Origin of the sequence: uncultured Sphaerotilus sp., from assembly GCF_963924895.1 — a bacterium.
Classification (GTDB): domain Bacteria; phylum Pseudomonadota; class Gammaproteobacteria; order Burkholderiales; family Burkholderiaceae_C; genus Sphaerotilus.
Genome location: NZ_CAWURG010000044.1, coordinates 39,658 through 59,869, shown reverse-complemented (window position 1 = coordinate 59,869; position 20,212 = coordinate 39,658). Strand labels below are relative to the sequence as shown.

Annotated in this window: 22 protein-coding genes; 15 read left to right on the top strand and 7 right to left on the bottom strand. The window is 67.2% G+C overall.

The window, feature by feature from the left end; all coding sequences use genetic code 11:
• The first annotated feature begins 1 nt into the window (after window position 1).
• From AABN02_RS16085 to cheB, 4 genes are read left to right on the top strand one after another with little or no spacing between them, the layout of a single operon-like run.
• Window positions 2-1,975 carry a chemotaxis protein CheA gene (locus AABN02_RS16085; RefSeq protein ID WP_338415933.1) on the top strand — a complete coding sequence of 658 codons (1,974 nt, stop codon included), beginning with the start codon at window positions 2-4 and terminating at the stop codon, window positions 1,973-1,975.
• Window positions 1,972-4,560 (top strand): methyl-accepting chemotaxis protein, encoded by a 2,589-nt coding sequence (locus AABN02_RS16080; RefSeq protein ID WP_338415932.1) that lies wholly within the window; start codon window positions 1,972-1,974, stop codon window positions 4,558-4,560. Before AABN02_RS16085 ends, AABN02_RS16080 begins: the two co-directional genes overlap by 4 nt.
• A 51-nt stretch (window positions 4,561-4,611) precedes the next feature.
• Entirely contained in the window at window positions 4,612-5,418 is an 807-nt protein-coding gene (locus AABN02_RS16075) for a protein-glutamate O-methyltransferase CheR (protein ID WP_338415931.1), read from the top strand.
• 22 nt (window positions 5,419-5,440) lie between these two features.
• The gene (gene cheB, locus AABN02_RS16070; protein WP_338415930.1) at window positions 5,441-6,589 is read left to right on the top strand and encodes a chemotaxis-specific protein-glutamate methyltransferase CheB; all 1,149 of its coding nucleotides are present in this window, start codon (window positions 5,441-5,443) and stop codon (window positions 6,587-6,589) included.
• Between the two features lie 50 nt (window positions 6,590-6,639).
• Here the strand turns inward: cheB and AABN02_RS16065 are convergent, their stop codons facing one another.
• The 3 genes from AABN02_RS16065 to AABN02_RS16055 all read right to left on the bottom strand — a co-directional run bounded on the left by AABN02_RS16065 (window position 6,640) and on the right by AABN02_RS16055 (window position 8,181).
• A complete protein-coding gene (locus AABN02_RS16065) occupies window positions 6,640-7,593 on the bottom strand; it encodes a nitronate monooxygenase family protein (RefSeq protein ID WP_338415929.1) in 954 nt (317 codons plus the stop codon).
• Window positions 7,594-7,703: 110 nt separating this feature from the next.
• Window positions 7,704-7,973, bottom strand: a complete 270-nt coding sequence (locus tag AABN02_RS16060; protein WP_338415928.1) for a type II toxin-antitoxin system RelE/ParE family toxin — start codon at window positions 7,971-7,973, stop codon at window positions 7,704-7,706.
• The gene (locus tag AABN02_RS16055) at window positions 7,957-8,181 is read right to left on the bottom strand and encodes a TraY domain-containing protein (RefSeq protein ID WP_338415927.1); all 225 of its coding nucleotides are present in this window, start codon (window positions 8,179-8,181) and stop codon (window positions 7,957-7,959) included. The genes AABN02_RS16060 and AABN02_RS16055 overlap by 17 nt, the downstream gene beginning before the upstream one ends.
• A 143-nt stretch (window positions 8,182-8,324) precedes the next feature.
• On the opposite strand from AABN02_RS16055, the gene AABN02_RS16050 reads away from it, so the two are divergent.
• From AABN02_RS16050 to AABN02_RS16035, 4 genes are all read left to right on the top strand, one after another.
• Complete coding sequence (locus AABN02_RS16050; RefSeq protein WP_338415926.1) at window positions 8,325-8,636, top strand: type II toxin-antitoxin system RelE/ParE family toxin; 312 nt, start codon at window positions 8,325-8,327, stop codon at window positions 8,634-8,636.
• Window positions 8,620-8,934, top strand: a complete 315-nt coding sequence (locus AABN02_RS16045; protein WP_338415925.1) for a helix-turn-helix domain-containing protein — start codon at window positions 8,620-8,622, stop codon at window positions 8,932-8,934. Before AABN02_RS16050 ends, AABN02_RS16045 begins: the two co-directional genes overlap by 17 nt.
• Complete coding sequence (locus AABN02_RS16040) at window positions 8,934-9,665, top strand: hypothetical protein (RefSeq protein ID WP_338415924.1); 732 nt, start codon at window positions 8,934-8,936, stop codon at window positions 9,663-9,665. Before AABN02_RS16045 ends, AABN02_RS16040 begins: the two co-directional genes overlap by 1 nt.
• A 221-nt stretch (window positions 9,666-9,886) precedes the next feature.
• Window positions 9,887-10,633: a hypothetical protein gene (locus AABN02_RS16035; RefSeq protein ID WP_338415923.1), complete on the top strand. Its 747-nt coding sequence runs from the start codon at window positions 9,887-9,889 to the stop codon at window positions 10,631-10,633.
• Window positions 10,634-10,799: 166 nt separating this feature from the next.
• Here the strand turns inward: AABN02_RS16035 and AABN02_RS16030 are convergent, their stop codons facing one another.
• The gene (locus AABN02_RS16030; protein ID WP_338415922.1) at window positions 10,800-10,925 is read right to left on the bottom strand and encodes an acyl-CoA dehydrogenase C-terminal domain-containing protein; all 126 of its coding nucleotides are present in this window, start codon (window positions 10,923-10,925) and stop codon (window positions 10,800-10,802) included.
• A gap of 65 nt (window positions 10,926-10,990) precedes the next feature.
• Between AABN02_RS16030 and AABN02_RS16025 the strand changes: the two genes are divergently transcribed.
• Together AABN02_RS16025 and AABN02_RS16020 are read left to right on the top strand one after the other, a co-directional pair.
• The gene (locus AABN02_RS16025) at window positions 10,991-11,323 is read left to right on the top strand and encodes a transcriptional regulator (RefSeq protein WP_310461845.1); all 333 of its coding nucleotides are present in this window, start codon (window positions 10,991-10,993) and stop codon (window positions 11,321-11,323) included.
• On the top strand, window positions 11,298-11,603 hold the full coding sequence (locus tag AABN02_RS16020; protein ID WP_338415921.1) for a helix-turn-helix domain-containing protein: 306 nt from the start codon (window positions 11,298-11,300) through the stop codon (window positions 11,601-11,603). Before AABN02_RS16025 ends, AABN02_RS16020 begins: the two co-directional genes overlap by 26 nt.
• A 59-nt stretch (window positions 11,604-11,662) precedes the next feature.
• On the opposite strand, the gene AABN02_RS16015 is transcribed toward AABN02_RS16020, so the two are convergent.
• From AABN02_RS16015 to AABN02_RS16005, 3 genes are all read right to left on the bottom strand, one after another.
• Window positions 11,663-13,453, bottom strand: coding sequence for an acyl-CoA dehydrogenase (locus tag AABN02_RS16015; protein WP_338415920.1), 1,791 nt, complete (start codon window positions 13,451-13,453; stop codon window positions 11,663-11,665).
• Between the two features lie 96 nt (window positions 13,454-13,549).
• On the bottom strand, window positions 13,550-14,479 hold the full coding sequence (locus AABN02_RS16010) for an FAD-binding protein (RefSeq protein ID WP_338415919.1): 930 nt from the start codon (window positions 14,477-14,479) through the stop codon (window positions 13,550-13,552).
• A gap of 1 nt (window position 14,480) precedes the next feature.
• Complete coding sequence (locus AABN02_RS16005) at window positions 14,481-15,230, bottom strand: electron transfer flavoprotein subunit beta/FixA family protein (protein WP_179632238.1); 750 nt, start codon at window positions 15,228-15,230, stop codon at window positions 14,481-14,483.
• 252 nt (window positions 15,231-15,482) lie between these two features.
• On the opposite strand from AABN02_RS16005, the gene murI reads away from it, so the two are divergent.
• From murI to AABN02_RS15980, 5 genes are all read left to right on the top strand, one after another.
• Window positions 15,483-16,304, top strand: coding sequence for a glutamate racemase (gene murI / locus AABN02_RS16000; RefSeq protein WP_338415918.1), 822 nt, complete (start codon window positions 15,483-15,485; stop codon window positions 16,302-16,304).
• 91 nt (window positions 16,305-16,395) lie between these two features.
• Window positions 16,396-17,325 (top strand): ABC transporter substrate-binding protein, encoded by a 930-nt coding sequence (locus tag AABN02_RS15995; RefSeq protein ID WP_338415917.1) that lies wholly within the window; start codon window positions 16,396-16,398, stop codon window positions 17,323-17,325.
• A gap of 30 nt (window positions 17,326-17,355) precedes the next feature.
• On the top strand, window positions 17,356-18,525 hold the full coding sequence (locus AABN02_RS15990) for an ABC transporter permease (protein WP_338415916.1): 1,170 nt from the start codon (window positions 17,356-17,358) through the stop codon (window positions 18,523-18,525).
• Window positions 18,522-19,460 carry an ABC transporter ATP-binding protein gene (locus AABN02_RS15985; RefSeq protein WP_338415973.1) on the top strand — a complete coding sequence of 313 codons (939 nt, stop codon included), beginning with the start codon at window positions 18,522-18,524 and terminating at the stop codon, window positions 19,458-19,460. Before AABN02_RS15990 ends, AABN02_RS15985 begins: the two co-directional genes overlap by 4 nt.
• Window positions 19,457-20,179: an ABC transporter permease gene (locus AABN02_RS15980; protein ID WP_338415915.1), complete on the top strand. Its 723-nt coding sequence runs from the start codon at window positions 19,457-19,459 to the stop codon at window positions 20,177-20,179. The genes AABN02_RS15985 and AABN02_RS15980 overlap by 4 nt, the downstream gene beginning before the upstream one ends.
• Window positions 20,180-20,212: the final 33 nt, after the last annotated feature.

Below are 20,212 nucleotides of genomic sequence, written 5' to 3'. Positions count from 1 at the left end.
CATGGGCCTCGACGCCGACATCATCGCCGCCGCCCGCGCGGGCTTCATGGACGAGGCCCTGGACAACCTGCGCCAGCTGGAGCAGGACCTGCTGCGCATGGAACAGGACCCCGGCGACCTGGAGGCGGTGCATGGCGCCTTCCGCGCCGCGCACACGCTCAAGGGTGCTGCGGGCATGTTCGGTCTGGACGCCATCGTGCGCCTGACCCACACGCTGGAAAGCACGCTCGACGCCCTGCGCGAAGGCAGCCAGACCCTCACCGAAGACAGCATGGCCGCGCTGCTGACCGGGGCCGATGAACTCGGGGATCTGGTCACGGCGCTGCAGGACGATCCGGACACCGGCGCTGCGCCGGAGGCACCGGATGCCGCCGCGGCGCACGAGCCGCCCGCCACGCCGGGCGAGCCGCTGTGGCGCCTGACCCTGCGCATGGGCGCCGACGCCCTGCGCAATGGCCTGGATCCGCTGTCCTTCATCCGCCACCTCGGCACGCTCGGCACGCTGTGCACGGTGCAGACCCGCCACGACCGCCTGCCCGCGCTGGAGGATCTGGATGCCGAAGACTGCTGGCTCGACTTCGAGATCCTGCTGCAGTCCACCGCACCGCGCGCCGCCATCGCCGACGTGTTCGACTTCCTGCAGGACGACTGCACGCTGGAGATCCAGCCCGAATCCGCCGCCCCGGTCCCCGTCCCGAGCCCGGTTGCGGCATCGGCCCCAGCGCCGGCACCGTCCCCCGGCACCCCCGCCGAACGGCGTCCCGCCGAAGAAGGCCGCTTCATCCGCGTCCGCGCCGACAAGCTGGACCGGCTGGTCGATCTGATCGGCGAGCTGGTCATCGCCGGATCGGGCGCGGGCAACGCGGCCCGGGAAAGCCGCCACGCCCGCTGCATCGAAACCGCGCAGCGCGTGCACGAGCTGGTGCAGTCGGCCCGCGACGGCGCGCTCGCGCTGCGCATGGTGCCGATCGGGCAGACCTTCAGCCGCTTCCAGCGCGTCGTGCGCGACGTGGGCAAGACGCTGGGCAAGGAGGTGGGGCTGCAGGTCCTTGGCGGCGACACCGAACTCGACCGCGCCCTGGTCGACGCCATCGCCGATCCGCTGATGCACCTGGTGCGCAACAGCATGGACCACGGCCTGGAGTCGCCCGGCGAGCGCAGCGCCAGCGGCAAGCCTGTCCGCGGACAACTGTGCCTGCAGGCCTACCAGGAAGCCGGCAGCGTGGTGCTGGAGGTCAGCGACGATGGCCGGGGCCTCGACCGGCGCCGCATCCTCTCGAAGGCGATCGAGCGCCGCCTGGTCGCGCCCGAGGCCGTGCTCGACGATGCCCAGGTGCATGCCCTGCTCTTCGAACCCGGTTTCTCGACCGCCGAGCAGATCACCGACCTGTCCGGCCGCGGTGTCGGCATGGACGTGGTGCGCCGGCAGGTCGAAGCGCTGCGCGGCCAGATCCACCTGAGCAGCACACCCGGCCAGGGCACGACGGTGCAGATCCGCCTGCCCCTGACGCTGGCCATCATCGACGGCTTCCTGACCCGGGTCGGCAGCGTGAGCTACGTCCTGCCGCTCGACATCGTCGCCGAGTGCATCGAAACGCCGTCCGGCTTGCAGGCCGGGCCGGGCCGGGACAGCGGCTGCGTCGACCTGCGCGGCCAGGTGCTGCCCTTCCTCGACCTGCGGTCCTGCTTCGGTCACGGCGGCGAGCGCCCGGCGCGGCAGAGCCTGGTGGTCGTGCGCTGCAGCACCGGCCGCGTCGGTCTGCTGGTGGATCGACTGCTCGGTGAACACCAGACGGTCATCAAGCCGCTGGGGCCGCTGTTCCGCCACCTGCCCTGCCTGGCCGGGTCGACCATCCTCGGCAATGGCGAGGTGGCCCTGATCCTGGACGTGCCAGCCCTGGCCCGCCTGCACACCGAATCCCCCCGCACGTCGACGTCCACCTCGACGGCCAGCCTCGCATCGGAAACGCCATGACCACCGCCCGGACCTCGTTGCTCTCGCTGCTGTTCGCCCCCGTCACCGCAGTGACCCGGCCGATGCGCCTGTCGATCAAGCTCGGTCTGATCGTCACGGTGCTGCTGCTGCCGCTGTCCCTGCTGCTGGCGACGGTGGTTCGAGACAAAGGGGCTGTCGCCGAAGCGGTCCGGCTGGAGCTGTCCGGCCTCCCCCTCGCGCACGAGCTGATCGACCTGATGGACCTGCAGCGAACGTTCCAGAGCGCGCGCGCACGGGCGGGCACGCTCCCCGCCGCCCGCGCCCAGCTGGACGAGACGCGCACCGCGCTGCTCAAGTCCGTGGCGTCGGTGGACGGCCTGGTGCCGGCTTCCGGCATGGATCTGTCCACCGCCTGGATCGCCCTGCGCGAGCACATCGTGCGCGACGCCCGTGAAGACCCCGGCAGCGCCGCGGAGCGCAACGGACCGCGCATGGACCAGCCCGTCCGTGAAACCCATGCCCTGATCGGGCTGGTGACCGAGAAGAGCGGGCTGCTGCTGGACCCGGAGGCGGCCACCTATCTGCTCATGGACCTGGCGTTCGACCGGATGCCGGTCTACGTCGGAGCCCTGGCGGAGCTGCGGGACATCTCCATGCAGGCCGTGGCGCGCGGCAGCTGGCTGTCCGGCGACACCGTGGCACTTGCCGTCACGCGGCGCAAATTCGAGGACAGCCGCATCGACATTCAGGCCCGGATCGACGCCCTGGAGCGTGCCGGCGAGAAGGCATCCGCCGGCTGGAAAGAAGCGGGCACCGCGGCGGACCACTACCTCGTGCAGATCGATTCTCTGGTCGCCGCCGGTGCTTCGCTGCGCAGTGATCCGATCGCCATGTCGCGCAGTGCCAACGAGTTGCAGGAGAAGACCGATGCTTTCCACAACCAGGCAATCCACCGCCTGCAAGCCTTGCTGGAACAACGCCATGCGCAACAAGTGCACATCCGCAACCTGATGGCGATCTTGGCCATCTCGGGGGTGCTGCTGGCCTTGTATCTGGCGATTGGCACGGCGCGGTCGATGCGCCGCACGGCACAGTTCATCAGCAACCGCTCTGCCGCCGCGGCGCGCGGCGAACTCGAGGACGGCACCACGGTCCGCGGGAACGATGAACTGGCCGAAATTGCCAGGTCGTTCGAAACCGTGTGCCTCACGATGCGCGCACTGCTGTCCGAGCTGCGCCAGATGTCAGACGCGCACGCCCGCGGCGAGATCGATGTCTTCATCGACGTGGCGCCGTTCCAGGGCGAATACCGGCAGGTGGCCGATCTGGTCAATGCCACGGTGCGCGACCACATCGATGTGCAGCGTCGTGCGCTGGACGTCGTCAGCGCCTTCGGGCGTGGTCGCTTCGACACGCCCCTCGCCCCGCTGCCGGGCCAGAAGGTGTTCATCAACCAGGCGATCGAGCAGGTCCGCGCCAACCTCCAGGCCCTGATCGTCGACACCGACAGCCTCGTGCGGGCCGCGGTGGCCGGCCAGCTCGAGGTCCGGGCCGATGCCCGGCGCCACGAGGGCGATTTCCGCCGCATCGTCGAGGGCGTCAACCAGACGCTCGACGCCATCGTCATGCCGCTGAACGAGGTCCGCGCCACGATGGCCGGTGTGGAGACCGGCGACCTGACACGCCAGATGGAGGGCCACTACCAGGGCGCGTTTGCCGAGCTGCAGCGGGCGGTGAACACCACCGTGATGCGCCTGGCGTCCACGCTGGCCGACGTGAGCCTGGCGGCGCAGGCGCTCAGCGTCGCCGCGCACCAGGTGTCCAGCACCTCGCAGACGCTGTCGCACTCGGCGTCCGAGCAGGCGGCCAGCGTCGAGGAGACCACCGCCTCGCTGCTGCAGATGGCCGGCTCGATCCGCCAGAACTCGACCAATGCGGCCACCACCAACGAGATGGCGGCGGACGCCTCGCGCGAGGCGCGCGATGGCGGCAGCGCCGTCAGCCGCACGGCAGAGGCCATGACCTCGATCGCCTCGAAGATCTCGATCATCGACGACATCGCCTACCAGACCAACCTGCTGGCGCTCAACGCGGCCATCGAGGCGGCGCGCGCCGGCGAACACGGCAAGGGCTTCGCCGTGGTCGCCGCCGAAGTGCGCAAGCTGGCCGAGCGCAGCCAGATCGCCGCACAGGAGATCGGCCAGCTCGCCGGCTCCAGCGTCAAGCTGGCCGAACAGGCGGGCGCGGTGCTGGCGCGCATGGTGCCCGGCATCGCCCAGACGAGCCGGCTGGTGCAGGAGATCTCGACCGCTTCGGGCGAACAGGCCGAGGGCGTCCAGCAGATCACCACCGCCATGAACCACCTCAACACCACCACGCAGCAGAACGCCGCGGCGTCCGAAGAGCTGTCGGCCACGGCCGAGGAGCTGTCTGGCCAGGCCCTGGCGCTGCAGGACATGATGGCCGGCTTCCAGCTCACCCGGTCCGAACCCCAGCAGCTGCCCGGCCTCACCCGCGCCCATCCGAAACCGAACCAGGACCGCAGCGTCCGCGCCGCGCGTCCGCTGTTCCTCCCGTCCGGCAGACACCCTGCCGTGGACGAAACCCAGTTCAGTACGTTCTGACGGGCCTCTGCAGCCTGTGCGACCAAGGCGACCAAGGCGACCAAGGCGACCATGACCATGCTTTCCAAGAATTCCTTCCAGGCCGTGACCACGATGTTCCGGCAGGTGTCGGGCATCCAGCTCTCCGAAGCCAAGCAGGCCCTCGTCGCGGGCCGCCTGCAGAAGCTCGCCCAGGCCCGCGGCGCGCGGGACGTCGATGCCTACGTCGAGCTGCTGATGCGCGAGGGCGATGCGCAGGAGATGGTCAAGGTGGTGGACAAGCTGACCACCAACGAGACCTACTTCTTCCGCGAGCCCCAGCATTTCGAGCACCTCAAGCGCATGCTGGCCGAGCGGCGGACCAGGGCGGCGGCCGGCGATTTCCGGGTCTGGAGTGCCGCGAGTTCCTCCGGCGAGGAGGCCTACAGCATCGCGATGGTGCTGGGCGAACACTTCGGGCTCAAGGGCTGGCAGGTGATCGGCACCGACCTCTCGACCGCGATGGTGGACGCCGCGCGGCGCGGCCTCTACCCGCTCGAACGCGCCCGCCTGACCCCCACGCCGCTGCTCAAGCGCTGGTGCCTGAAAGGCCATGGCGACAACACCGGCAAGCTGATGGTGGCGCCAGAACTGCGCCAGCTGGTGCGCTTCGAATGCGCCAACCTGACCCGCACGCTGCCCGAGATCGGTCAGTTCGACCTGATCTTCCTGCGCAATGTGCTCATCTATTTCGACAACCCCGGCAAGGCCGACATCGTCAAGCGGGTGCTGACGCGGCTCAAGCCCGACGGACTGCTGTTCACGGGCCATGCCGAGTCGATCGCCAACCTCGGCATCCCGGCCGCGGCGGTGGCGCCCGCCATCTACCGCCACGCCTGAGGCGAACGAGAGCACCGACAGCGTGGCACAACACCTCTTCCTCATCGACCCGGCCGCCGTCGGACGGCTGCATCTGCACCAGTCGCTGGCAGCGGCAGGTTTCGAGATCACCGGCACCGCAGCGGACCCCAGTTTCGCGTGGCAGAAGCTGCAGGCCCGGTGGCCGGATGTCATCGTGCTCGACATCGAGTGGCCACAACTGGACGTGGCCGGCTTCCTGAAACGCCTGTTCAACGAGCGCCCGACGCCCGTCGTGGTCTGCGCCACCCATCTCGGCCCGTACGACCCGGTGGTCCAGCAGGCACTCGCTGCGGGCGCGACGGCCTTCGCGGTCCGGCGTCCGCCGACGAACACCCGATCCCCTGCGGCGCACGGTGCGGGCACCGATACCGACCATGCGCTGATCGCCGCCGTGCGGCAGGCGGCACGCACCGCGGGGTCACCGCCGTCCCTGCGCGCCAGCGCGCCCCCCATGCCGTCGGCAGCGCCCTACACCGCACCTGCGCCGCTGTACACGGCTGCGCCACCGGCGGTGGCCAGCCCGCGTGCAGTCGCGGGAGGCCGCCCGACCACCCGGGTGGTCGCGATCGGCATCTCGACGGGTGGCGTGCAGTCCATCGAAGCCGTGCTGCGCCAGCTTGGCCCCGACACGCCGGGCATCGTGCTGGTCCAGCACATGCCGGAAAAATTCACCGCCTCCTTCGCGGCGCGGCTGAACAGCCAGTTCGCGCTCGAGGTGCTGGAGGCCCGCGACGGCGATGTCGTGCTCGACGGCCGGGTCCTCATCGCCCCGGGCGGCAAGCAGATGAGCCTGCGCCGGGCGGGTGGACAGTACGTGGTCGAGGTCCGGGACGGGCCACCGGTCAACCACCACCGGCCCTCGGTGGACGTGCTGTTCTCGTCCGTGGCGCGCTGCGCAGGCCGCAATGCGCTCGGCATCATCATGACCGGCATGGGTGGCGACGGCGCCCGCGGCCTGCTGGAGATGCACGAAACCGGCGCCTGGACCGCCGCGCAGGACGAGGCGAGCTGCGTGGTCTTCGGCATGCCGGCCGAGGCGATCCGGCTGGGGGCGGCGGATGACATCCTGTCCTTGAACCGGATCGCCGAGTGGATCATGACCGTCAGTCGATTTCCCGGACGAGACCGGGCCAAGACGGCGTCGCGGTAGCGCCGAGAGAACGCGCCGCCACGATCGGCAGCGCATGGCTCAGCACAGCGTCATGCGCCGCAGAGCTGCGCCTTCGCCGCCTGATATTCCCGTTTCAGCCGCGCCACCCGCTCGGCGGCCGGCACCACAGCGTCCACCGCGCCGATGCCCTGCCCGCAACCCCAGATGTCCTTCCACGCCTTCTTCGCGTCGCCGCCGAAGTTCATCTTGGTCGGGTCGCTCTCCGGCAGGTTGTCCGGGTCGAGGCCCGCGGCGCGGATCGACGGCTTCAGGTAGTTGCCGTGGACGCCGGTGAACAGGTTGCTGTAGACCACGTCATCGCTGTTGCCGTCCACGATCGCCTGCTTGTACGCCTCGCTCGCCCGCGCCTCGTCGGTGGCGATGAAGGCCGAGCCGATGTAGGCGAAGTCGGCGCCCATCGCCTGCGCGGCCAGCACGGCGCCGCCGGTGGCGATCGAGCCAGACAGCGCCACCGGGCCGTCGAACCACTGGCGGATCTCCTGGATCAGCGCGAACGGGCTCTTCACCCCGGCGTGCCCACCCGCGCCCGCGGCGACCGCGATCAGGCCGTCGGCGCCCTTCTCGATCGCCTTCTTCGCGAAGGTGTTGTTGATGATGTCGTGCAGCACCACGCCGCCCCAGGCATGGACCGCGTCGTTCACGTCGGTGCGCGCGCCGAGGCTGGTGATGATGATCGGCACCTTGTACTTGGCGCAGACCGCCATGTCGTGGTCGAGCCGGTCGTTGCTCTTGTGGACGATCTGGTTGATGGCGAACGGGGCGGCGGGGGCGTCCGGGTGCGCGGCGTCGTAGGCGGCCAGCGTCTCGGTGATCTCGGCGAGCCAGTCGTCGAGCTGGGACGCCGGGCGGGCGTTCAGCGCGGGCATCGAGCCGACCACGCCGGCCTGGCACTGGGCGATGACGAGTTTCGGGTTGCTGATGATGAACAGCGGGGAGCCGATGATGGGCAGGGGGAGGTGGGCGAGGATGGGCGGGAGGGGCAAGGCGGTCTCCTGAGCGGGGGCGACAGAATGGTCGAGCGATCGGGCAAGTGTGCCGTTCCCGAAGGCGCTGACGTGTCGCTCAGGTGCCGCCATCCTCGCGAATGCGCAGGTCAGCGGTACACCTCGCGCCGATGCCCGATGCGCACCACCAGCACCTTCAGCGCGCCATCCTCGATGCTGCAGATGATGCGGTGGTCACCGACGCGGTACTTCCAGAACTCGCCCAGACTTGACCCCTTGAGCGCCTCGCCGACGCTGCGGGGGTCGCTCAGCTCGGCCACCCGCTCGTGCAGGAAGCCCAGGATGCGCCGCGCCACGGGTCCGTCGAGCTTGCCCAGTTCCTTGGCGGCGCCCGGCGCGAACTCAATCCGCCAGACCATGGCGCTGCATCAGTTCCTCCAGCGGCACCGCCTGGTCGTCACCCCGGCGCAGCGCCTGCAGGCGGGTTTCGGCCAGGTACAGGTCTTCCAGGTCATCCAGATGTTCCAGGATGGCCTCGCGGGCGTAGAAGGTCTTGGTGCGGCCGGTGCGCTGGGCCAAGGCATTCAGGCGGTCTTCGATGTCCGGGGGGAGGCGGATGGCGAGCATGGGAACTCCTAGGCAGATGCTATACACGTCTAGCGTGGACCACTGTAGCACCGAGTGATCGACGCATTGCGCCCACTGATACGGCATGGCCGTGATGGCCACGCCTGATCACTCGATATGCGCTTTAGGCGTATAGTCCCGCGATGCTCACCGTCGTCGAAACCCTGCTCTTTCAACGCCAATGGCCGCTCTACTGGACCGAGGAAGAACGAGGCGCCTTCGCCGCCTACCTGGGTGAGCATCCGAGCGCCGGAGATGTCGTGCCCGAATCCGGCGGCATTCGGAAGGTGCGCTGGGGTCGTGCCGGTTCGGGCAAGTCAGGCGGTGTACGGGTGATCTACTTCACCCGCACTGCCGAAGGCGAAGTGGTGTTGTTGACGCTTTACGCGAAGTCCAAGACAGACAACCTCACAGGTCCGAAACTGAAGGAGATACGCCGTGCCCTCGAAGAATAAGCTCCTGACCGATGCCGAACTGGACGCCTATGAGGCACAGCGCGACCTCGCCTCGGAACTGTTGCAGTCCATTCAGGAAATGAAGGCGGGGCAGGTCAAGGTGGTGGCCTCGCCTGTGACCGAAGCTCGCAAGAAAACGGGCCTGTCGCAATCCCAGTTCGCCACACTCATGGGCGTGTCCGTTCGCACGCTCCAGGGTTGGGAGCAAGGGCGCAAGCAGCCCAGTGGAGCGGCGAGGACGTTGCTGGCCATTGCGAGTACCAATCCGGGGGCTGTGCTGGCGATCGTGGGGAAATGATGCGCCCACGCACCGCCATCGTCCTCGGCGGCTCAGGCTCCGTCGGCGGCGCCTTGCTCCACGCCTTGTTCCACGACGAGGGTTTCGGGACCGTCATCACCCTGTCGCGCCGATCGCTGCCCGAGGCGGTTGCGCTGGCCCGCGCCACGGGCCGCCGGCTGGTGGAGAAACTCGTGCCCGACATGGCGCCGACGTCCCTCGCCGCAGCGACCCTGGAGGTGGCGCAAGCGGTCGGCGGCGAGCTGGAAGGGTTCAGCGTGCTGGGCGTCGGCGCCGACACCGCGAAGCTCACGCTGGAGGCGCATCGCGCGGTCGATGTGGCGCTGAACGAGGCGTTCGCCCGGGCGCTGCGGGAGTCGGGCCAGGTCCGGCACCTCGCGTTCATGAGCGCCGCCGGGGCGGACCCGGCGGCGAAGACCAGCGGCAGTGGCGCGGCCGGCATGGCGCGCTACAACCGGGTGAAAGGCGAGGCGGAAGAAGCCGTGCGCGCGAGCGGGCCGGCGATCGTGAGCGTGTTCCGTCCCGCGATGATCATCGGGTCGAGGCACACGCCGTGGCTGCTTGAAAAGGCGCTGCCCTTGTTTTCGTTCGTGACGCCGGGGAAGTATCGGTCGATACGGGTGGAGCAGATCGCGCAGGCGATGATCGCGGCGGCGAAGCGGCATCCGGCGATGAGTGCGAATTATCACTATCCGGAGATGAACGCGCTGATCGCGGGTGGGCGGCGGTAGTCCTCGGCGCGAGAGGGTTGGTTGCGCGAGGATTCGCTGCGACGATACAAACCAAGGGTGAGCGCAATAGTTCACTGGAACAGATGAAATAACGACCTAGGCGGCATGAAGAAATTCACGCCGCCTTCTTGTTTTTGGATTTACTACAGATATTTTTCCAATTCCCAAAAGACAATCATGCTCAACCAACGCTGAAATTGAATGTCTTTAAGGGAGTAGCTATGAGAAAGTTTTTCGCCACGATCATGTTCTGCGCCATGCTCTTGGCAGGTTGCGGAGGTGGGTCAAATTCCCCAGAAGACGCAGGGCATGTTGCAGTTTTTTTCGTAAGCGGTCATGATACCCTATTTGATGGAAACTCATCGAAATCCTATTTACAAACTACCGCCGGCCCCGATGTTGTCACCGCTCTGAAATCGGCAGGATATTCAGTTGAAACACATTACTATGCCGATCATCAGGATGTGGTAGATGGGTATGGCGGCTTCAACCAACTTGTCTCCGACCTTAAATTTTTCAGGAAAGGCGACAAAACCAAGGTCGTTGTTATTGCACATAGTCATGGCGGCGTTTGGGCTCATGCCGCAATTACACAAGCCAGTCAATTGACAGTCGATTTACTCGTTGATCTTGATGTTTCTTCATATGGCTGGACATTTGTTGCGCACGATACGCTAGCTATAGGCGGCGATCCACGCAACAAATATCAAGGGCGTTACGATGTAGAAGATGTTGTCCCCAATAATGTTCAAACCGCTCTTGAAGTAAGGTCCGGGGATCATCCGCCTTTAATTGGAATCTTCTTATACGAAGAATATGATGAAGAACGGAACATTCGACCAGATGGCTCCACCGCTAGGTTAGAAAAATATCTATCCAGCACCAACCACACAGAGGTTCATCAAGCCAGTGGGACAACAATGAAATATGTCAATCAGTGGCTGATTAATCGGCTCGGAGGAAGGTAGATCACCTTCACGTTATGGCTATACCAGCCAAGTGGGTCAGCGGAATACTAAGTAATCGATCAAAAGGCAAACGGGCGGCCACCGTAAAGCGCCGCCCGCCCATATCAGCCCTGAAAACAGCCACCCCCATCAGGCTGGCTGCCCAGACCTCTAGATCAACCCGCGATCAAAACGCATCCAGCGCCATCGCACACACCGAATCCGCGCCCGCGACGATCGCATCCCGCAGCCCCGGCACCTTCACCAGAATGCGCTCCGCATAGAACTGCGCCGTGGTGACCTTGGTCCGCATGAAGGCGACATTCTCCAATTGGCAAGGGTTGCACAGAGTACGTCTTTGACGTACATTGCCCGCTCATGTACACCATCGCAGAAACGCCGTCCTTCATCGAAGACGCGAAAAAACTGTGGACTGAAGAAGAGCGGGCCGCCTTTTGCGTATGGATCGCCGGCAACCCGGAGGCGGGCGATGTCATCCCCAGCAGTGGCGGCTGCCGCAAGGTGCGGTGGTCTCGGCCCGGCATGGGCAAGCGCGGAGGTGTCAGAGTGATCTACTTCACTCGCCTGCCATTCGGCAAGATATGGCTCCTCGTCATCTACGCCAAGGCGGTCAGAGGCAACATCCCTGGCCATATCCTCAAAGCCGTTCGTGAGGCCATTGAAAATGAAGAATCGTCGCCAACCCACTGACACCCTGTCCGGCACCGAACTCGGCCTGAAACTCCTTCAATCCGTCAAGGAAATGCAGGCAGGCCAAGCCGCCAGAATCACCGAGGTCGAGCTGAACGAAGTCGCAGACGCCCGCCAACAGACCGGGCTGTCGCAAGCTCAATTTGCCGAAGCGCTGTGCATTTCAAAGCGCACGCTGCAAGAGTGGGAGCAAGGTCGGCGCTCGCCTTCCGGGGCCGCGCAAGCACTGATCCGAATCGCTCGCAAACACCCCGAGGTCTTGCTGGAATCAATCAGGTAAAACAAAAAGGGCAGCCACCCCATCAGGCTGGCTGCCCTGCCCTCTAGATCAACGCCCGATCAGAACGCGTCCAGCGCCAGCGCGCACACCGACTCCGCCCCGCCCACGATCGAGTCCCGCAACCCCGGCACCTTCACCAGAATGTGCTCCGCATAGAACTGCGCCGTGGTGACCTTGGCCTGCATGAAGGCGACGTCCTCGCCCTCGTTGATGCAGTCCTGCGCCGCCAGCAGCGCGCGGCCCATCTGCCAGCCGGCCATCAGGTTGCCGGTGAGCATCAGGTAAGGCACCGAGCCGGCATACGCGGCGTTCGGGTTGCTGCGGCCATTGGCGGCGATGAACGTCACCGCGTCGAGGAAGGCCAGCCGCGCCGCCGTCAGGTTCTTCGCGAACGACTGGGCCGCCACGCTGTCCCGCGCGGCCAGCAGCGCCTCGGTCTGCTCGATCTGCCCGGCCAGCGCCTTGGCGGTCTGCCCACCATCGCGCCCGGTCTTGCGCCCCACGAGGTCGTTGGCCTGGATGGCGGTCGTGCCTTCGTAGATGGTCAGGATCTTGGCGTCGCGGTAGTACTGCGCCGCGCCCGTTTCCTCGATGAAGCCCATGCCGCCGTGGACCTGCACGCCCAGGCTCGTCACCTCCAGGCTCATCTCGGTCGAGTAGCCCTTCACCAGCGGCACCATGAACTCGTAGAAGGTCTGGTTGACCTTGCGGGTGTCGGCGTCCGGGTGGTGGTGCGCGGCGTCATACGCGGCACCCGCCACCAGCGCCAGCGAGCGGCAGCCCTCGGTGTAGGCGCGCATCGTCATCAGCATCCGGCGCACGTCGGCGTGGTGGATGATCGCGGCGGCGCCCGGGGTCGAGCCGTCCACGGGGCGTGACTGCACGCGGTCACGGGCAAACTGCACCGCCTTCTGGTACGCACGCTCGGCCACCGCGATGCCCTGCACGCCCACCGCGAAGCGGGCCGCATTCATCATGATGAACATGTACTCCAGACCGCGGTTCTCCTGGCCCACCAGCGTGCCGATCGCACCGCCGTGGTCCCCGAACTGCAGCACCGCCGTCGGGCTGGCCTTGATGCCGAGCTTGTGTTCGATCGACACGCAGTGCGCGTCATTGCGCGCGCCGAGGCTGCCGTCGTCGTTCACCAGGAACTTCGGCACGACGAAGAGGCTGATGCCCTTCACGCCCTCCGGTGCGCCGGCCACACGGGCCAGCACGAGGTGGACGATGTTCTCGGCCATGTCGTGTTCGCCGTAGGTGATGAAGATCTTGGTGCCGAAGACCTTGTAGGTGCCGTCCGGCTGCGGCTCGGCCCGGGTGCGCACTGCCGCCAGGTCGGAGCCGGCCTGCGGCTCGGTCAGGTTCATCGTGCCGGTCCAGCGGCCTTCGACCATCGGCATCAGGTAGGTGGCCTTCTGCGCGTCGGAGCCGGCGGTCAGCAGGGCCTCGATCGCCCCGTCCGTCAGCAGCGGGCACAGCGCGAAGCTCAGGTTGGCGCTGTTGATCATCTCGATGCAGGCCGCGCCGATCGCCTTGGGCAAGCCCTGGCCACCGAACTCCTCGGGGTGCTGCAGGCCCTGCCAGCCGCCTTCGCCCAACTGGCGGAAGGCGTCCTTGAAGCCGGGCGTGGTCGTGACGACGCCGTCTTTCCAAGACGAGGGCTGCTGGTCACCGATCCAGTTCAGCGGGGCGACGACGTTCTCGTTGAACTTCGCGCACTCGTCGAGCACGGCCTGAGCGGTGTCGAGGCCGTGGTCGGCGAAGGCGGGGATCTGGGTGAGCTGCTCCAGGCCGGCGAGTTCCTTGAGGCCGAACATGAAGTCCTTGACGGGGGCGCGGTAGGTCATTTTTCGATTCTTTCGGGGGCTTTGTGGTCGAAAAAAAGGCGCCGCATCAAGTGGGGCGCCCTTCGGGACGGGGTTTGCGTCGGTGTCGGTGCTGGTTTACAGCGCCTTCACCAGCTCCGGCACAGCGGTGAACAGGTCGGCTTCGAGGCCGTAGTCCGCGACGCTAAAGATCGGCGCTTCGGGATCCTTGTTGATCGCGACGATCACCTTGGAGTCCTTCATGCCGGCCAGGTGCTGGATCGCACCCGAGATGCCGGCAGCGACATACAGGCTCGGCGCCACGATCTTGCCGGTCTGCCCGACCTGCCAGTCGTTGGGCGCGTAACCCGCGTCCACCGCAGCGCGGCTCGCACCGAGCGCAGCGCCCAGCTTGTCCGCCAGCGGGATCAGCACTTCATTGAACTTGTCGCTGGAGCCCAGCGCGCGGCCACCGGAGACGATGATCTTGGCGGCGGTCAGCTCGGGGCGGTCGTTCTTGGTGACTTCCCGGCCGACGAACTGGCTCTTGCCCGAATCGGCCACGGCGGCGACCGTTTCGACTGCGGCCGAGCCACCGGTCGTGGCGGCAGCGTCAAAGCCGGTCGTGCGCACGGTGATGACCTTGACCGCGTCCGTGCTCTGCACGGTGGCGATGGCGTTGCCGGCGTAGATCGGGCGCTCGAAGGTGTCGGCGCTGATGACCTTGGTGATGTCGGTGACCTGGGCCACATCCAGCTTGGCCGCGACGCGCGGGGCGACGTTCTTGCCGCTGGCCGTTGCCGGGAACAACAGGTGGCTATAAGCACCGGCCACGGCCAGCACCTGCGCCGCGAGGTTCTCGGCCAGACCATCGGCGAGGCTGGCGCCGTCGGCGTGCAGCACCTTGGTGACGCCGGCGATCTGGGCCGCTGCAGCCGCCGCCGCACCGGCGTTCAAGCCAGCGACCAGCACGTGGACTTCACCGAGCTGCGCCGCAGCGGTCACGGTGTTCAGCGTCGCGCCCTTGATGTGGGCGTTGTCGTGTTCAGCAATGACGAGTGCAGACATCTCAGATCACCTTCGCTTCGTTCTTCAGCTTGGCGACCAGCGTCGCCACATCCGCCACCTTGATGCCTGCGCCGCGCTTGGCCGGCTCGGCGACCTTCAGCGTCTTGATGCGCGAGGCGACATTCACGCCCAGCGCATCCGGCTTGATGACTTCCAGCGGCTTCTTCTTCGCCTTCATGATGTTCGGCAGCGTCACGTAACGCGGCTCGTTCAGGCGCAGGTCGGTGGTGATGATCGCCGGCAGCGAGACCGACACCGTCTCCAGACCTCCGTCCACTTCACGGGTGACCACGGCGCGGCCGTCCACCACCTCGACCTTCGAGGCGAAGGTGGCTTGCGGCAGGTCCGCCAGCGCGGCGAGCATCTGGCCGGTCTGGTTGCAGTCGTCGTCGATGGCCTGCTTGCCCAGGATCACCAGGCCCGGCTGTTCGCGGTCGACCAGTGCCTTGAGCAGCTTGGCCACGGCCAGCGGCTGCAGTTCGTCCGCGCACTCGACCAGGATGCCCCGGTCGGCGCCGATGGCCATGGCAGTGCGCAGCGTTTCCTGGCACTGCGTGACACCGCACGACACGGCGATGATCTCGGTGACCACGCCCTTTTCCTTCAGGCGCACCGCCTCTTCGACGGCGATCTCGTCGAAGGGGTTCATGCTCATCTTGACGTTGGCGATGTCCACCCCCGTGCCATCGGACTTGACGCGGACCTTGACGTTGTAGTCGACGACCCGCTTGACGGGTACGAGTGCCTTCATGCGAAGTTCTCCAGTATTTGAATGGGTCTGAATACGGACGGCGGGAACGCAATTCTAGGGGCCGCCCAAGCGTGAATTGCGACGGATTGTGGCAGCGCCACCGAAAAAAGCACGATCGTTCGATTTTAGCCAATCTTGCCGCACTGCACCATCGCGGCGCAGCTTTTTTTGTATCAGGGAACACCCGAAGACCGACGGAAAACACCACGGTGCGCGCTGCTAGACTGGCGCTCCACCGCCGCTCCTGCCTGCATGACGACCACTGCGCCCCCCGTTCCCCCACGCATCGGCGTGTTCGATTCAGGCCTTGGCGGCTTGTCGGTGCTGCGGTCGATCCGGCAGCAATTGCCGGCGGCACAGCTGCTCTACGTCGCGGATTCGGGCCACGCCCCCTATGGCGAACGCGGTGACGACTACGTCTGCGCCCGCTCGCTGGTCATCGCCGACTTCCTCTACCGGCAGGGCGCGCAGCTGCTGGTGATCGCCTGCAACACCGCCACCGCGGCCGCGGCCACCGCCCTGCGTACGCGCTATCCAGAAGGACGCATCGTCGGGGTCGAGCCGGGCCTGAAACCCGCCGCCGCACTCAGCCGCAATGGCCGCGTCGGCGTCATGGCCACCAATGGCACGCTGCGCAGCGAGCGTTTCCGTCTGCTGGCCCAGGCCCACGCCGCCCACCTCGATCTGCGCCTGCAAGCCTGCACCGGCCTGGCCGCCGCCATCGAGGCCGGCGAGACCGACTCGCCCGCCGTGCGCGAGCGGGTGGACACCCACTGCGCAGCGCTGCGGGCGCAGGACGTGGACACGGTCGTCCTCGGCTGCACGCACTACCCCTTTGTCGCCCACCACATCCAGGCGGCCATGGGCGACGGGGTACGCCTGATCGACACGTCGGATGCGGTCGCGCGGCGCACGGTGTCGCTGGTTGGCGCGCTGGGACCGGGGGCCACGCAAGGCGCGACCACGGCCACACCGCTGGCGCAGTTGTGGACCACCGGCGATGTCGCCACGCTGCGGGGGTTCGTGCAACGCTGGCTCGACTTCCCCTGCACCTTCGAGGCCTTGGCCGAATAGCGCGCGCCCGCGAAAAAACGCCCCGTCGCTTATAGTGCCCCTGCGAAATAGTTCTCGAATTCGCCTCAGCCCAGCCCCCGAAGGAACTCCGATGCGCACTGCAAGCCTGACCCGCCGTCTCTTCACCGGCACCTTGCTGGCCTCCCTGCTCGCCAGCGGCGCCGCCCAGGCCCAGACCGCCGTGCGCGTCGGCTCCAAGATCGACACCGAGGGCTCGCTGCTGGGCAACCTGATCATCCAGGTGCTTGAAGCCGGCGGCATCCGCACCGAGAACAAGGTGCAGCTCGGCAACACCAAGATCGTGCGCGGCGCCCTCACCGCCGGCGAGATCGACATCTACCCCGAATACACAGGCAACGGCGCCTTCATGTTCTCGGTCGAGAAGGATCCCGCCTGGAAGGACGCCAAGGCCGGCTACGAGAAGGTCAAGGCGCTCGATTTCCAGGCCAACAAGATCGTCTGGCTCGAACCCGCTCCGGCCAACAACACCTGGGCCATCGCGATCCGCAAGGACGTGGCCACCGCCAACAAGCTCAAGACGCTGGACGACATGGGCCGCTGGATCGCGGGTGGGGGCAAGTTCAAGCTGGCCGCCTCCGCCGAGTTCATCGAGCGCCCGGACGCCCTGCCCGCCTTCCAGACCGCCTACGGTTTCAAGCTCAAGCAGGACCAGTTGCTGACGCTGGCCGGCGGCGACACCACGGTGACCATCAAGGCCGCCGCCGAGCAGACCTCGGGCGTCAACGCCGCGATGGCCTACGGCACCGACGGGCCGGTGGCAGCGCTGGGACTGGTGGTGCTGGACGACACCAAGGGCGTGCAGCCGATCTACGCCCCGGCGCCGATCGTGCGCGCCGAGGTGCTGGAGAAGCACCCGAAGATCCGCGACCTGCTCGCCCCGGTGTTCAAGACGCTGGATGGCCCGACGCTGCAGGCGCTCAACGCCCGCATCGCGCTGGGTGGTGAAGACGCGAAGAAGGTCGCTGCGAGCTACCTGAAGTCCAAAGGCTTCATCAAGTAAGCGGGCGCAGCAGCACAGCGGCACGCTCGGATGCGAGGCCGACGCCGCCCCACGCACCCGGTGCTGTGGGTGCTGTTGCTGGCGGGGATGGCGGCGGCGTTCGGCCTTCCCTTCCTGACGCAGGCGCCGAACCGACTGCTGTCCGGCGTGGGTGTGCCCTTGGCTGATGTGCTCATCGGCACCCGGCGCTGGGCGTTGGCGCCAGTCCTGTTGCTGCTGGCGGCTGCACTTCAAACCCCATCCGAGCGCCAAACGCGCTGGCTGACCCTGGTCGGCGCCACCAGTCTGCTGGCCGGACTGACCTGGCTGGCCGGCACCCATGCCAGTGCGCTGCTGTCCGAGGACCTGCCGCTGGGCCGCACCTCGCTGGGCGGTGGTTACTGGGTGCTGGCCGTGCTGTGCGGACTGGCGATGGCCGAAGCGGTGCGCGGCTGGTCGCTACACGCCTGGCTGTCGCTGCTGGCCAGCGTGGTCTTCGTCGTGCCGGTGGTGGCACTGGTGTGGAGTGGCCAGCTGGACGCCCTCTCGCTGATGAAGGAATACGACAACCGCCGGGACGTCTTCGACGCCGCCCTGCAGCGGCACCTGCTGCTGGTCGGCGCGACGCTGTTGCCGACGGTGCTGATCGGCGTGCCCCTGGGCGTGCTGGCGAGCCGGCGCCCGACGATGCAACCGGCGCTGCTGTCGGTGCTCAATCTGGTCCAGACGGTGCCGTCGATCGCCCTGTTTGCGCTGCTGATGGTGCCGCTGGCAGCGCTGGCCAGTCGGTGGCCGGTGCTCGCCCGCTGGGGCGTGAGCGGCATCGGCGTGGCGCCGGCGGTCACGGCGCTGACGCTGTATTCGCTGCTGCCGGTCGTGCGCAGCACGATGGCCGGGCTGGCCCAGATCGCGCCGGGTGTGCTGGAAGCGGCGCGCGGCATGGGCATGACGCGCCGGCAACTGTTCTGGCAGGTCGAGGTGCCGCTGGCGTGGCCGGTCTGGCTGGCGGGTCTGCGGGTGACGACTGTGCAGGCGCTCGGGCTGGCGATGGTGTCGGCGCTGATCGGTGCGGGCGGGTTCGGGGCGGTGATGTTCCAGGGACTGCTGAGCAGCGCGGTCGATCTGGTGCTGCTCGGCGTGGTGCCCGTGGTGGCGCTGGCGGTGGTGGCGGATGCGCTGTTCAAGGTGCTCGCGCAATGGACGACGCGGGGAGCGCGATGATCGAATTCCAGCAGGTGGGCAAGTCCTTCGGCGGCCAGGCGGTGGTCGAGGACTTCTCGCTGACCATCGCCCCGGGCGAATTCGTGGTGCTGATCGGGCGCTCCGGCTCGGGCAAGTCGACCACGCTGAAGATGGTCAACCGCCTGGTCGAACACGACCGGGGCCGCATCCTCTTTGCCGGCCAGGAAATCCGCTCCTTCCAGCCCGAGGACCTGCGCCGGCGCATGGGTTACGCGATCCAGTCGACGGGGCTGTTTCCGCACTGGACGGTGGAGCGCAACATCGCCTGCGTGCCGACCCTGCTGAAATGGCCTGCGGCACGCATCCGCGACCGGGTCACAGAGTTGCTCGAACTGCTGCAGTTGTCGCCGGATCTCTACCGCGGTCGCTATCCGAACGAGCTGTCCGGTGGCCAGCAGCAGCGGGTCGGCGTGGCGCGGGCGCTCGCCGCGGACCCGGACGTGCTGCTGATGGACGAGCCCTTCGGCGCGCTCGATCCGATCACCCGCGCAGCGCTGCAGACCGAACTGGCGCGCATCCACCGGCTCTCCGGCAAGACCATCGTGCTGGTGACGCACGACATCGACGAAGCGCTGCGCCTGGGCAGCCGCATCGTGCTGCTGGACCACGGACGCGTCGTCCAGATCGGCACACCCCGGCAGCTGCTCGCCGAGCCGGCCAACGCGTTCGTGCGCGACTTCATCGGCCGCAGCGACACGGGGCTGCGTCTGCTGGCACTGGACACCGTGGCGAGCAGGATGCGCCGAGAACCGGACATGTCGGGCGCGCCAGCAACCCTGCGCGATACCGATTCACTGCGCGATGCCCTGTCGATGCTGCTCGTGCAGGGCGTCCCGTGTCTGCCGGTGGTCGACGGCGCGGGGCAGCCGTGCGGGCAGCTGCATCTGGCCGACCTGGTGCCGAGCGGGTCATGAAGCGCAGCCGCTGGGCAGAACCGTTGCCCTGGGCGCTGCTCGCGCTGGTCGGGCTCACGCTGGGCATGTCTTCGCTCAAACCGCTGTTTGCCGCTGGTTTCCCCACGCTGGACCGGCCGATGTACGAGCAGGACAGCTTCCTGGCGTTGATGCTGTCGCACATCGGGCTGGTGGCGGTGTCCAGCCTGGTGTCGGTGCTGCTGGGTTGGGCAGCGGGCGTGTTCGCCACGCGGCCCGCCGGACTGGTATTTCGGCCGATGATCGAAACCATCGTCGCCATGGGGCAGACCATTCCGCCAGTCGCGGTACTGGCGATCGCCGCACCGCTGATCGGGTTTGGAGAAACACCGGCACTGATCGCGCTGGCCTTGTACGGCTTGCTGCCAGTCGTTCAACAAACCCTGGCAGGGCTCGGCTCGGTGCCGGAAGATGTTCTGGACGCGGCGACCGGGCTGGGCATGACGCCGGCCCAGCGCTTGTGGCGGGTCGAGTGGCCGCTGGCGTGGCCGGTGATGCTGTCTGGCGTGCGCACGTCGGTGATCATCAACATCGGCACGGCGGCGGTGGCCTCGACGGTCGGCGCCAAGACGCTCGGATCGCCCATCATCATCGGACTCAGCGGCTTCAACACGGCGTATGTGCTGCAGGGCGCCGTGCTGGTCGGGCTGCTGGCCGTGGTCGTTGACCTGGGTTTCGAGCGCCTGATGCCCAGGCGCTGAAATCAGAAAGCAAAAAAGCAGAAAAGCCGTCAC